Below are 11,964 nucleotides of genomic sequence, written 5' to 3'. Positions count from 1 at the left end.
TCAGCCGAGCGCGAAGCTCTGGAAGGGGGAGTCCGCCATGAGGTCGAAATCGACCGGGCGGAGCGTATCGTCATCCGCCCCTTCCATCGGCCCGGACACCTTGCGGCCTTCCTCGGCGATCCACCGGACGAAGCATCGGATGCCCGGCGAGGATCGCGCGTCCTCGGGCACGAGTGCGTAGAGATTCGGATAGGCCATGGCCGTGTCCGGAAAGGGCGAGATCAGCTCGCCGCTTTCCAGATACTGTTCCATCAGCACCTCGCTGAGCAGGGCGAAGCCTAGGCCGTTCACCGCCGCCTCGATCTGGACGAAGACGTGGTCGAACTTGATCCGGTTTGCATGCGGCGTCGGCGTCAGACCGTTGGCCGTGATCCAGCGGTCCCAGACACCGGCCTCGGTCCTGCCGTCGGTGACGAGGAGCGTGTGGTCCAGCACGTCCGACGGCTGTTCGACCCGGCAGCGCCGGAAAAGCTCCGGCGTGCCGACGAGCACGCGGCGATCCCGGAACAACGGACGACATTCGAAGCCGTCACGACGCATGGGATGGCGACGCAGGACGATGTCGTTGGTGGCGGCGACCTTGGCATAGGGCGCACGATTGGCAGAAATCGTGACTTCCACCGAAGGGTGCGCCGCCTGGAAGCCGGGCAGTCGGGGCACCAGCCAGTGCATCAGGAGGCTGGACGTGCCGGTTATGCGGACCTTCCGGGCGATGGCCGGTTCCCTCACACGCTGCGTGGCCTGCGACACGCGGTCGAGCACGGCGCCAAGCTCGGCCGCGTAGTACCGCGCAAGCTCCGTCGGGACCAGGTTCCGGCCACGCTGCTGGAACAGCTTCGCCCCGAAGTAATCCTCCAGCACCTTGACCTGCCGGCTGATCGCGCCGTGCGTGACGCCAAGCTCGGCAGCGGCGTCCTTGTGGTTGCCGAGGCGGACCACGGCCTCGAATCCCTTGATCGCATTGAGTGGCGGCAACTGGCGCATTGGCCGGATCTCCGTGTTTCCCGGACGGCACGGACAGTTGAGCAAACCTGCCATGTCCCGCGCCGGTCCCGGGGAAGAGGGTACTCGGCCCCGTGGTTGCGACAAGACCGGGCGGGGCATGAACAGGGACGTGGAAGAGGTGAGCGGAAAGATGACGGAACAGTTGGCGGCGGCTGAGGCCGGGCTCGGTGCATTTCAGGCCGGGGCGGAGCGGATCAGGACCGGGCCGGCCGGCCGGCAGATCGTCTGGCATTGCTGGGGCGAAGGGCAACCGGTGGTGTTCTTCCACGGCGCCTCGGGCTCGTGGCGGCACTGGATCCGGCAGGTCGAGGCGTTCCGGGGCCGCGCCCGGCTGATCGTCGCCGACCTTCCGGGGTTCGGGCTGTCGGACATGCCCGCGATGCCGCTCGACTTTCCCGCCATGGCGGCCGAGGTCGCGGCGGGGCTAGACCAGATCATCGGGTCAGAGGCCGTCTACGATCTCGTCGCCTTTTCCTACGGCGGGTCCATCACGGCGGAGATTCTGCAGCGCGATCCGGGGCGTCAGCGCCGCATTGCGCTCTGTGCGCCGGCGGGGTTCGGACGGCCCCTGATGCCGCAGATGCGCAAGGTCCGCGGGTTGGAGGGAGAGGCCCTGCGGCAGGCGCATCATGACAACCTCGGGTCCATCATGATCGCCGATCCGGCGCGGATCGACCCGATGGCGCTGTGCATCCAGATGCTCAACTCAGGCGAATCCCGGCTCCGCCTGAACGGGGTGGCCCGCACCGCCGACCTGGCCGAGGGGCTGGCCGCTTGCGGCTCCGACGTCACGCTCATCTGGGGCACGCGCGACGCCTTCATGCCCGAGGATCGGCTGGCGGAACGGATGGCGAGGGTGGCCGACAGGTGCCCGGATGTCCGCGTGTCCCTGATCGAAGGCGCCGGACACTGGGTGGCCTATGAGGCCGCCGGGCAGGTCAACGCGCTGCTCGAAAAGTCGCTTTTCGACTGTTGAGAAAAACTGCAACGACGGTCAGTTCCTGCACCTTGTTCGGTCCGACCATTCTCTCCACGCTGATCCGGAGCCGGGCCATTCCCGGTGGGAGGAGCACGACGTGGCGGACGATCACAGGACAACCGAAAGCGAGACAGCCACGGTCGCCGGGGCGCGGCGGCCTCTGGCGCGATTCCGGGTGCTCGACCTGACCCATGCGCGCGCCGGCCCCTTCGCCGTGCGCCAGCTTTCGGACTGGGGTGCGGACGTCCTGCGGATCGAACGCCGCGAGGTGGATCAGGCGGCGGGCGACCTGATCGGCGCGCGGGACAGCGGTGACTTCCAGAACCTGCACCGGGGCAAGCGTTCGGTCGGGCTGGACCTGAAGACCACCGAAGGGCGTGACATCTTCCTCCGGCTGGCGCGGGACGCGGACGTCATCATCGAGAACATGCGGACCGACGTGAAACATCGGCTCGGCGTCGATTACGAAGCGGTCCGGGCGGTGAATCCGGGGATCGTCTACGGCTCGATTTCGGGCTTCGGCCAGACCGGCCCCTATGCCGAGCGTGGCGGGGTGGATCAGATCGCGCAGGGTCTCGGCGGGCTGATGTCGGTGACGGGCGAGCCGGGCGGGCGGCCCCTGCGTGTCGGGATCGCGATTTCGGACCTCTGTGCGGGGCTCTTCCTGGCGCAGGGCATCCTGACCGCGCTGCTCGACCGCGAGGTGACGGGCAAAGGCGGCTGGGTGCAGACCTCGCTGCTGCAGGCGCAGGTGACGATGCTCGACAACCAGGCGATGCGCTGGCTGATGGACGGGCATGTCCCTGAAACCGCGGGCAACGACCATCCGACCGGCGTCCCGATGGGCACCTACCGCACCAGTGACGCCTGGATGAACATCGCGGCGTCCTCGCAACGGCTGTTCGCGCGGTTCTGCGGGGTCGCGGGGCTGGACTGGATGCTCGAGGACGACCGCTTCGCGACCGGCAAGGCGCGCCGCACCAATGCCGACGAACTCAAGCAGATCGTGGCCGAGGTGCTCGCCACCCGCACGGCCGAGGACTGGAGCGAGGCGCTGAATGCCGCGGGCGTGCCCTGCGGACCGGTCAAGAACATCCGCGAGGTGTTCGAGGATCCGCAGGTGCGGCACCTCGGGATCGCCCAGAAGGTGCAGCACCCGGAGCTGGGCGAGATCAGCCTGATCGGCAGCCCGGTCGACATCCTCGGGGCCTCGAAACGGATCGAACGACCCATCCCCGGAATCGGCGCGGACACCGAAGCCGTGCTGGCCGAGGCGGGGTTGAGCGCGGAGGAGATCGCGGATCTGCGCCGCAAGGAGGTGATCTGACCCCATGACGGGTCAGACGCATGCACGGCCCGCGGCACGCGGGCGCAAGGCGGTCGCCCGGCCGCACCGCGACCGGAGGGGACGCGGCGGCAGGGAACCGGAGACAATGGGAGGAGAGACCAAATGAAACGATTGATGGCACTGGCGACTGCCACCGTGCTGGCCCTGGCCCTGGGCCAGACGGCCACGGCACAGACGGCTGACGAGCTTTATGCAAAGGCCAAGGAAGAGGGCGAGGTGACATGGTATGTGTCGCAGTTCTCCACCGGGCTGGCGGAGGATCTGGGGCAGATCTTCTCGGAGAAATATCCGGGCATCTCCGTCAACGTGATCCGGGCCACCGGACAGGTGATCTATGCCCGCCTCGCGCAGGATGTCCGCGCGGGCGTGGCTCAGGCGGACGTCTTCAGCGGCACCGACCTCGGCCACCTGCACGAGCTGCGGGACCAGAAGATGCTGATGGAATTCACGCCGCCGGACGCGGACACGGTGCGCGCCCCGTTCAAGGACATGCAGCCGGGGTTCTGGTACGCGACGACGGCCAACCCGACGGTCATGGCCTACAACACCGAGCAGGTCAGCGCCGAGGAGGCGCCCAAGAACTGGACCGACCTCACCGATCCGAAATGGAAGGGCAAGGTCGCCGTGACGCACCCCGGCTTCTCGGGCGGCGCGGGGTCCTGGGCCGTTCTGATGAAGAAGCTCTACGGTGAGGAGTTCTTTACCGGTCTTCGCGACAACGACCCCTACATCGGCCGCTCGCTCATCGACCCGCCGACCGTGATCGCCGCGGGCGAGCGCGCAGTCGGGATCGCGGTGTTCTCGGTCGCCGCGCGCAACAAGATCGCCGGCAACCCGATCGAGATCATCTATCCCACCGACGGCTCCAAGCTCAGCCTCGGCGGCACGGCAGTCCTTGCGAACGCGCCGCATCCGAATGCCGCGCAGCTCTTCGTGAACTTCATCATCGGCAAGGAAGCCTCGGAGCGCATGGTCGAGAACGGCATGCTGCCGATCAGCTCGGCTGTGGAACCGCCCTCCGGCGTTCGCTCGCTGGAGGATATTCCGACGGCGGACCTGTCCGAGGACGAACTGGTGAAAGGCGTCCAGCCGATCATCGAGGAATGGCGCGACACCTTCGGCGGCTGACGCTTCCTCTCCGCGGGCCGCTCCGGCGGCCCGGCGAACGCGCCGCCCGGCCCGCCGCAGTGACCTGACCGCGGCGGCGGGCCACACAATTTTCACGAGGACCCAATGACCGACCAAGCCTCTGACTACGCCGCCGAGGCGGGCCAACAGCCCGACGGCTGGCTGCGCCGGTTCCGCAATCTCGAACCGATCAACCTGTTGTGGATCCTGCTGATCGCGATCCTCTGCGTCCTCGTGATCTGGCCGATCGGCTTCCTGCTGAAAGTCAGCTTCGAGGACCCGTCGACCGGCGCCTTCACGCTGCAGAACTATGTCGAGGCCTATGGTCGCTGGCGCTATCTCGAGGCGCTGATCAATTCCTGCCTGCTGGGGCTGTGCACCGCCGCGCTGTGCGTTGTCTTTGCCGTGCCGATGGCCTGGGCGGTGTCGCGCACCAACATGCCCGCCAAGTGGTTCGCTTGGGCCTCCGTCCTCGGTGCCTTCATCCTGCCGCCCTACCTGACGTCGATCGGATGGATCCTGATCGCCGGCCCGAACTCCGGCTGGCTGAACGAGGGCTGGCAGTGGCTGACCGGCTCGGAGACGCCGCTGTTCAACATCTATTCCTTCTTCGGCATGGTCCTGATGATCGCGCTGAACGCGTTCCCGTTCATCTTCCTCTTCACCAAGGCCGGGCTCGACATGATCTCGACCGAGATGGAGGAAGCCGCCGCGATCCTCGGCTCGCCCACCTGGTACACCTCGCTCAAGATCACGCTGCCGCTGGTCTGGCCGTCGATCCTGGGCGGGATCATCATCGTTTTTCTCGAATCCATCGCGCTCTTCGGCGTGCCCGCGATCCTTGGCATCCCGGCGCGGATCAATGTGGTCACGACGCAGCTCTTCCAGTTCTTCGGCTATCCCTTCCGCATGGAGGTGGCCGCCGCCTATTCGATGCCGCTGCTTCTCATCACCGTCTCGCTGATCTGGGTCCAGCGCCTGCTGCTGAACCGCAAGGGCTTCGTCACCCAGACCGGCAAGGGCGGCGAACGGCGCGAACTGGATATCGGTGCATGGAAATGGGTGCTGCTGGCATGGTGCGGCTTCGTCGGCCTGCTGGCGATGTACCTGCCGGGCTACACGATGGTCGTGGCCTCGTTCTCCGAGGCGTGGGGCAAGGGGCTGAACGCGTCCAACCTGACGCTGCAGAACTATTACGACGTCCTGTTCGTCTCCAAGCTGACACAGGAAGCGATCGTCAACTCCTTCCTGTTCGCCGGGCTCGCGGCCTTCGGCGCGCTCGGCCTCGCGCTCTGCGTGGCCTATATCGTCACCCGCAACCTGATCCCGTTCGCGAGCGTGCTCGCCTTCCTCTGCATGGCGCCCTTCGTCATTCCGGGGATTGTCCTCGCCATCGGCTTCTACGCGGCCTACGCCCCCCCGCCGCTCGGCCTCTACGGCACGGCCGCGATCATCGTCGTCGCCTTCATGGCCCGCTTCCTGCCGATCTCCTACGGCACGGCGGCGGCGGGGATGCGCTCGATCAACCCGGAGATGGAAGAGGCGGTCCGCGTGCTCGGCGGCGGACGCTTCACCGCGATCCGCCATGTCGTGGCCCCGCTGCTGAAGAAGACGCTCTTCGCGGGCTTCCTGCTGGTCTTCATCCCGGCCACGCGCGAGCTGTCGGCAGCGATCTTCCTGGTCGGCCCGAACACCCGCGTGATGTCCGTGCTGATCTTCGACATGACCGAGGAAGGCCGCTTCGAGGCGGTCGCGGCCATCGGCTGCATCATCCTGGTCACCACCACCTTCTTTGTCTGGCTGGGCTTCAAGCTGGTCGGACGCGACTTCATGATGAGGACACCCCGATGAGCAAGCTGGACCTGCGCGGCATCTCCAAGCACTACGGCGAGGCCGTGGCCGTCGACCAGATCGACCTGAGCATCGAAGAGGGAGAGTTCGTCTCGCTGCTCGGTCCGTCGGGCTGCGGCAAGACCACCACGCTGCGGATGATCGCCGGTTTCATCCGCCCGACAGGCGGCACGATCTCGATGGGCGACCGGGTGCTGTCCTCGGCCCAGACATCGCTGCCGCCGGAACGGCGCGACATGTCGATGATCTTCCAGTCCTACGCGATCTGGCCGAACATGACGGTGGCGCAGAACGTGGGCTTCGGGCTGAAGCTGAGGAAGCTGTCGAAACCCGAGATCGACCGGCAGGTGAAGGATATCCTTCGCATCACCCGCATGGACCACCTCGCCGACCGCTATCCCGCGGAACTGTCGGGCGGCCAGCAGCAGCGCGTGGCGCTGGCCCGCGCCATCGTCGTCCGTCCGGGTGTGTTGCTGCTCGACGAGCCGCTGTCGAACCTCGACGCCAACCTCCGCGAGGAGATGCGCTTCGAAATCCGCCGCCTGCACGACGAATTCGGCATCACCACGGTCTACGTCACCCATGACCAGGGCGAGGCAATGGTCGCCTCGGACCGGATCGCGGTGATGAACAACGGAAGGATCGAGCAGGTGGACACGCCCTTCGACCTCTACAACCATCCCCGCAGCCGTTTCGTGGCGGGTTTCATAGGGCGGACCAACCTCGTGGGCGCCACCCGCGTCAACGGCGGGCTCGATTTCGGCGGCTACAAGGTCGATGCGAAGTATTTCTCCGCCGAGGTGGGCAATCGCGAGGGGGAAATGGAATTCTCGGTCCGGCCGCAGCTCCTCCGGCTGATCGCCGAGCCCTCACAGGCCGTGCAGGGACGCCCCGTGGTGCCTTCCGTGATCGAGGAGCGGTCCTATCTGGGCGAGAACTGGGATTACGTCGTGCGGCCCGAGGGCGCGCGGCAGAGCCTAAGGGTCAGCGCGCTGCCTTCCGACCTTCACGATGTCGGCGCCCGTGTCTTCCTGGAATTCGATCCGGCCGGAATGGTCGTTCTTTAGGGGCGCGCGGTGCGGGCGCACGGGCCCCTGCCTGCGCGGATTTCGTCGATCATCGCCTGGGCCTGCGCGTTACGCAGGCCCAGCTTCACCCCGCCGATGTCGGGTTCGTGATGGATGTCGGGGATAAGGGGGTCATGACCACCGGCAGCGCTTCCGGGATGCCGGTGCAGACCACCGCAGATTTCATTGCGTGCCGGGCAAGCTGGCCCGCGTGCGGACGAGGACATCCGATAGACCGCTCTGGAAACAGGTGCCGTCCTGGTCCAGAAGCTCGAACCTGCGTCCCAGTTTTCCGGTGCGTCCCGAACGGCCCATTGACTTGCCGGTGATGGTCATCCGCAGGTGCAGCGTGGTGCCGATGACGATCGGCTTGTCGAAAGTCCAGTCATCGATCCCGGTCATCGCGACCACGCTGTCGTCGAAGATACCCATGGCGTGGATGAAGCCGAAGCAGATGGCGATGCCAAGCGGCCCGTGGACAATCCGCTCTCCGAACGGCGTGGTTGCCGCATAGGCGGCGTCGTTGTGGACCTTGTTCCAGTCACCCGAGACCATCGAGAAAATGGTCAGGTCGGATTCGGTGATCGTTCGCCCGCTGCTCTCGAAGACCTGACCTTCCTCGAAATCCTCGTAGTAGAGACTCGTCATGTCGCGCTCCGGTCCAGCGCTTCCTGGGCGCGGCGTTTGAGGACTTCCTTGCGGATTTTCAGGCCATTGGCGCTTTCGACCGTCGGGAAGGCGTCCAGTTCGACGATCGACAGCGGCACCTTGTAATGCGCGAGCCGCCCCGCGACATCGGCGATCGCCGCCTTTTCGTCGAAGGGGCCGTCGGTGATGACAAAGGCGAAGGGGCGGGTTCGGCCCTTTTCGGTGACGCCGACGACCTGCGCCTTCTCGACCCCCGGACAGGTCTCGATGGCTTCCTCGATCTCGGCCGGATCGGTCAGGAAACCCGACAGCCGCAGCACGTCGCCGTTGCGGCCGACATAGACGAAGCTGCCGTCCTCGCGCATCCGGCAGAGGTCCGAGGTGCTGACGTATCCTTCCGCGTCTATGGTCTTGGCCGTCGCTTCGGGGTTGCGGAAGTATCCGACGGCGTTGGTCGGGGCCAGAACCTCGAGGATGCCGGTCTCGCCCACCGACAGCAGCTTCCCGCTCTCCTGATCGCGGATGCGGATCTTCGCGTCGGGGTGGGCGGGGATGCCGCCGCCCAGCAACCGCTCCTCGATGGGCAGGCTGTCCGGCTGGCCGGAGAAGAGCGCGTTGACCTCGGACGCGCCGTAGAGCCCGTGCAGCGGCACACCGGCGCGGGCCATGTCGGCCAGATCCTTCTCGATGCCGGGCGTGAAGCGCGCGAAGCCGCCGTAACGTACCGAGGCATAGGCCGTGCGGTCGTGGTGCCAGATGCGGACGAACATGTCGTCGCTGCCGAACATGTGGGTGATCCGCTCGCGGTGCATCAGCTCGGCGGCGGCGGTTGTGGAATAGGCCTCGATCGTCACCACGCGGCCGCCCGTCCATAGCGTGATGAGCGAGGCAGTCAGCCCGAACACGCCGCAGAACGGCAGGACGGCGAGATAGGCCGATCCCTCGTCGAAGCCGAAGAACGGCGCGTTGCCGGTCATGTGGGCGTGGATGGTCCGATGGGTATGCGTGACCAGCTTGGCCGCGCTGGTGGTGCCGGAGGTGGTGAACAGGATCACCGGGTCGTCCAGTTCGGCCTGCATGTCCGGCACGGAGTCGGGCAGGGCAGCGGGGTCGAGTTCCGTGACAGGCCAGGGGCCGATGGCCTCCGGAACCGCGCCGCCCGGCAGGAAGACGGTCAGCGCTTTCAGGTCGGGCAGCGTGTCGGCGTCAAGCGACGCGATCTCGGCGGCAAAGTCGGTGTGGCCGTCGGGGCCGGGATACACCAGCATCGCGGCACCGGACTTCGACAGCAGGTGCTGAAGTTCGGCCTGCCGGTATCGCGGATTGACCGACACCAGCGTCGCACCGAGCCGGGCGCAGGCGAAGAAGAGACCCATCCAGACCGGGTGGTTCGGCAACCAGACGGCAACCCGATCGCCGCGGCCGATCCCGCGGTCCGCCAGCCAAGCGGCCAGCCGGCCCGCAAGCGCGTCGGTCTCGGCCACGGTGGTCCGGGTGTCATCCTGCTGGACGATGAAATCACGGTCGCCGTGGTCGCGGGCGAGATCGGCCAGAACGGCCCCGAGGGGCTGCGCGGCGGGACGTCGGGTGTCGGGCATCAGTAGAGCTCCATCAGCCGGTCGTTGCTCAATTCGGACGGGGTGCCGTGCCAGACCATCCGGCCCTGTTTCATCACCGCCACCCGGTCCGACACCTTCAGCGCCTCGCGGACGTTCTGTTCCACCAGCAGGATCGTCAGCCCCTCGGCCTGCTGCAGCGCACGGATCGGGCCCAGCAGGTCCTGGAACAGCTTCGGCGCCAGCCCGATGGACGGCTCGTCCATGATCAGCACGCGGGGCCGTTTCAGCAGCGCCCGCCCGATCGACACCATCTGTGCCTGTCCGCCCGACAGCGTGCCCGCGCGGCGGTGCAGGAACTCGCGGATCTGGGGCAGGACCCCCAGCACCCAGTCGACCCGCGCCGCGCGTTCTGCGCCCTTGATCTTCGCGGCGTCGAGCCCGAGGTCAAAGTTCTCGGCCACCGTCAGGCTTGGAAAGACGCCCTTGCCCTCCGGCACCAGCGCGACCTGCTCATGCGTCAGGCCGCCGCCATATCGCACGTTGCCCTGCATCCGGGGCAGCAGGCCGAACATGCACTTCAGCAGCGTCGACTTGCCCGCGCCATTGTGCCCGATCAGGCAAAGCACCTCGTTGGGGTTCAGCGACAGGTCGATGTCCTCGATCACCGCATGACCCTTGTAGCCCGCGTGCAGGCCCTGCACCTCGATAAGCGTCTCGGCCATCAGCGTTCTCCGAAATAGATGGAGGCGAGTTTCGGATCGTTCAGCACCACCTGCGGCGTGTCGTCGGCCAGCAGTTTCCCCCGGTCGAGAAAGGCGATCCGGTCCGAGATGCCGATAACGATGTCGAGGTTGTGTTCGATGATGCAGACGGTCACGCCGGTCTGCACCTCCTCGCGGATGATCCCAAGCAGGCGGTTGTAGCTTTGCGGATCGAGGCCCGAGGCGGGTTCGTCCAGCAGCCACAGCCGCCCCTGCGCGGCGATGATCCGCGCCAGCGACAGGAACTTGCGTTCGGCATAGGCCAGGTCGCTGGCCCGTGTGTTGCGCTTGTCGGTCAGGGCGCAGCGTTCGAGAATGCGGTCGATGAACTCGCGCCGCTCGGCCCGCTTCGCGGGGGTGGTGATGCGGGGCAGGGGCGACCGTTCGAAGGTCGTCATGATGTTCTCTTCCACCGTCATCTTCTCGAACAGCCGCAGGTCCTGAAAGGACCGCACCATGCCCAGCCGGGCCGCCTCGTGCGGCCTGATCTTGTCGATGCGCCGCCCCAGCCACGTGATGTGGCCGGTGTCGCGGGCCAGCTGCCCGGTGATGAGGTTGAAGAGCGTCGTCTTGCCCGCGCCGTTCGGCCCGACCAACGTCGTCACGATGCCGGCCCGCAGCTTCATCGACACGTCGTCGACCGCCTTGACGCCGCCGAAGCTGCGGCCGAGGCCGGCCAGCTCCATCAGGACTTCCTTGTCCTCGTGGGTTTCCTCGGGGGTATGGGTCTCGGTCATGGTCATTTCCCTCCGCTCCCCACGATGCCGCCGGGGCGGAACAGCATGAGCAGCGTCATGCCCGCGCCGTAGATGATCTGCTGGATCGCGCCGATCTCGGACTGCGGCAGGAAGTTCAGGTAGGTGATTGCGGACGGCAGGCTGAGCAGCACGATCGCGCCCACGATGGGGCCAAGCTGCGTGCCCGTTCCGCCGATGATCACCATCGCCATGATCAGCACCGAGGTGTCGAGCATGAAGCTTTCGACGTTGATGAACGCCAGGTAGCTCGCGTAGAGCGCGCCCACCATCCCCGCCAGTGCCGCCGAAATGGCGAGCGAGACGGTCTTGATGACCGGCACGTTCTTCCCGAACGCCGCAGCCGCGCTTTCACTGTCGCGGATCGCCCGCAGCGACCGGCCGAAGTTGGAATGCACCAGCAGGTGGAAGATCCCGATGGTGACGATCAGGGCGACGATGGTGACGATGACGAAGGACGTCGGGCGGAAAATCTCGGTCCCGAAGAGCGACACCGGGGGGATGCCGACCAGCCCGCCGATCCCGCCGGTGAACCCCTTCCACTCCGTGAAAAGAGTGACGGCGAGGATCTGGAGCCCCAGCGACGCGGCGACGAAGTATTCGCCCCGGACCCTGAGTGTCGGAATGGCCAGCAGCAGCGAAAGCACCGCCGACACGACCATCGCGGCAGGCAGGGTCACGAACATCGAACTGGTGTAGTTCAGCGCAATGAACCCGCCCGTGTAGGCGCCGAAGCCGAAGAAGACCGCGTGGGCGAGCGAGAAGATGCCCGCATAGCCCATGATGAAGTTCAGCGTGATCGCGAGGATCGAATAGACGCAGATCAGGACACCGAGATTGGCGAGATAGTTTTCCATGCCGCC

General features: G+C 66.5%; 11 protein-coding genes. 5 read left to right on the top strand and 6 right to left on the bottom strand.

Annotation, left to right across the window (positions count from 1 at the left end):
- Positions 1-984: a LysR substrate-binding domain-containing protein gene (locus ATO6_RS14440; protein WP_176440942.1), complete on the bottom strand. Its 984-nt coding sequence runs from the start codon at positions 982-984 to the stop codon at positions 1-3.
- Between the two features lie 151 nt (positions 985-1,135).
- On the opposite strand from ATO6_RS14440, the gene ATO6_RS14435 reads away from it, so the two are divergent.
- From ATO6_RS14435 to ATO6_RS14415, 5 genes are all read left to right on the top strand, one after another.
- Entirely contained in the window at positions 1,136-1,981 is an 846-nt protein-coding gene (locus tag ATO6_RS14435) for an alpha/beta fold hydrolase (protein ID WP_217899009.1), read from the top strand.
- 100 nt (positions 1,982-2,081) lie between these two features.
- Positions 2,082-3,311: a CaiB/BaiF CoA-transferase family protein gene (locus tag ATO6_RS14430; RefSeq protein ID WP_217899008.1), complete on the top strand. Its 1,230-nt coding sequence runs from the start codon at positions 2,082-2,084 to the stop codon at positions 3,309-3,311.
- Positions 3,312-3,434: 123 nt separating this feature from the next.
- Complete coding sequence (locus ATO6_RS14425; RefSeq protein ID WP_088624719.1) at positions 3,435-4,460, top strand: ABC transporter substrate-binding protein; 1,026 nt, start codon at positions 3,435-3,437, stop codon at positions 4,458-4,460.
- 105 nt (positions 4,461-4,565) lie between these two features.
- Complete coding sequence (locus tag ATO6_RS14420; protein ID WP_088624718.1) at positions 4,566-6,311, top strand: iron ABC transporter permease; 1,746 nt, start codon at positions 4,566-4,568, stop codon at positions 6,309-6,311.
- Positions 6,308-7,378, top strand: coding sequence for an ABC transporter ATP-binding protein (locus ATO6_RS14415; protein WP_088624717.1), 1,071 nt, complete (start codon positions 6,308-6,310; stop codon positions 7,376-7,378). Before ATO6_RS14420 ends, ATO6_RS14415 begins: the two co-directional genes overlap by 4 nt.
- Positions 7,379-7,561: 183 nt before the next feature.
- Here ATO6_RS14415 and ATO6_RS14410 read toward each other — a convergent pair whose 3' ends face one another.
- From ATO6_RS14410 to ATO6_RS14390, 5 genes are read right to left on the bottom strand one after another with little or no spacing between them, the layout of a single operon-like run.
- Positions 7,562-8,026 carry a MaoC/PaaZ C-terminal domain-containing protein gene (locus ATO6_RS14410; RefSeq protein WP_088624716.1) on the bottom strand — a complete coding sequence of 155 codons (465 nt, stop codon included), beginning with the start codon at positions 8,024-8,026 and terminating at the stop codon, positions 7,562-7,564.
- Positions 8,023-9,624, bottom strand: a complete 1,602-nt coding sequence (locus ATO6_RS14405) for an AMP-binding protein (RefSeq protein WP_088624715.1) — start codon at positions 9,622-9,624, stop codon at positions 8,023-8,025. The genes ATO6_RS14410 and ATO6_RS14405 overlap by 4 nt, the downstream gene beginning before the upstream one ends.
- Positions 9,624-10,307, bottom strand: coding sequence for an ABC transporter ATP-binding protein (locus ATO6_RS14400; protein ID WP_088624714.1), 684 nt, complete (start codon positions 10,305-10,307; stop codon positions 9,624-9,626). Before ATO6_RS14400 ends, ATO6_RS14405 begins: the two co-directional genes overlap by 1 nt.
- Positions 10,307-11,083 (bottom strand): ABC transporter ATP-binding protein, encoded by a 777-nt coding sequence (locus ATO6_RS14395; RefSeq protein WP_088624866.1) that lies wholly within the window; start codon positions 11,081-11,083, stop codon positions 10,307-10,309. The genes ATO6_RS14400 and ATO6_RS14395 overlap by 1 nt, the downstream gene beginning before the upstream one ends.
- 2 nt (positions 11,084-11,085) lie before the next feature.
- Positions 11,086-11,958: a branched-chain amino acid ABC transporter permease gene (locus tag ATO6_RS14390; protein WP_088624713.1), complete on the bottom strand. Its 873-nt coding sequence runs from the start codon at positions 11,956-11,958 to the stop codon at positions 11,086-11,088.
- Between the last annotated feature and the right edge of the window lie 6 nt (positions 11,959-11,964).

The sequence above is a fragment of the Oceanicola sp. 22II-s10i genome (assembly GCF_002210105.1).
Taxonomy (GTDB): domain Bacteria; phylum Pseudomonadota; class Alphaproteobacteria; order Rhodobacterales; family Rhodobacteraceae; genus Pseudooceanicola.
Note: the sequence above shows the minus strand (reverse complement) of the source record. Positions and strands in the feature narration are given on the sequence as shown.

What these genes read in the sequence shown, in the direction of transcription:
- ATO6_RS14415 (WP_088624717.1), top strand. Translation starts at nt 6,308, where the DNA reads ATGAGCAAGCTGGACCTGCGCGGCATCTCCAAGCACTACGGCGAGGCC.
- ATO6_RS14410 (WP_088624716.1), bottom strand. Translation starts at nt 8,026, where the DNA reads ATGACGAGTCTCTACTACGAGGATTTCGAGGAAGGTCAGGTCTTCGAG.
- ATO6_RS14440 (WP_176440942.1), bottom strand. Translation starts at nt 984, where the DNA reads ATGCGCCAGTTGCCGCCACTCAATGCGATCAAGGGATTCGAGGCCGTG.
- ATO6_RS14435 (WP_217899009.1), top strand. Translation starts at nt 1,136, where the DNA reads ATGACGGAACAGTTGGCGGCGGCTGAGGCCGGGCTCGGTGCATTTCAG.
- ATO6_RS14395 (WP_088624866.1), bottom strand. Translation starts at nt 11,083, where the DNA reads ATGACCGAGACCCATACCCCCGAGGAAACCCACGAGGACAAGGAAGTC.
- ATO6_RS14400 (WP_088624714.1), bottom strand. Translation starts at nt 10,307, where the DNA reads ATGGCCGAGACGCTTATCGAGGTGCAGGGCCTGCACGCGGGCTACAAG.
- ATO6_RS14420 (WP_088624718.1), top strand. Translation starts at nt 4,566, where the DNA reads ATGACCGACCAAGCCTCTGACTACGCCGCCGAGGCGGGCCAACAGCCC.
- ATO6_RS14390 (WP_088624713.1), bottom strand. Translation starts at nt 11,958, where the DNA reads ATGGAAAACTATCTCGCCAATCTCGGTGTCCTGATCTGCGTCTATTCG.
- ATO6_RS14405 (WP_088624715.1), bottom strand. Translation starts at nt 9,624, where the DNA reads ATGCCCGACACCCGACGTCCCGCCGCGCAGCCCCTCGGGGCCGTTCTG.
- ATO6_RS14425 (WP_088624719.1), top strand. Translation starts at nt 3,435, where the DNA reads ATGAAACGATTGATGGCACTGGCGACTGCCACCGTGCTGGCCCTGGCC.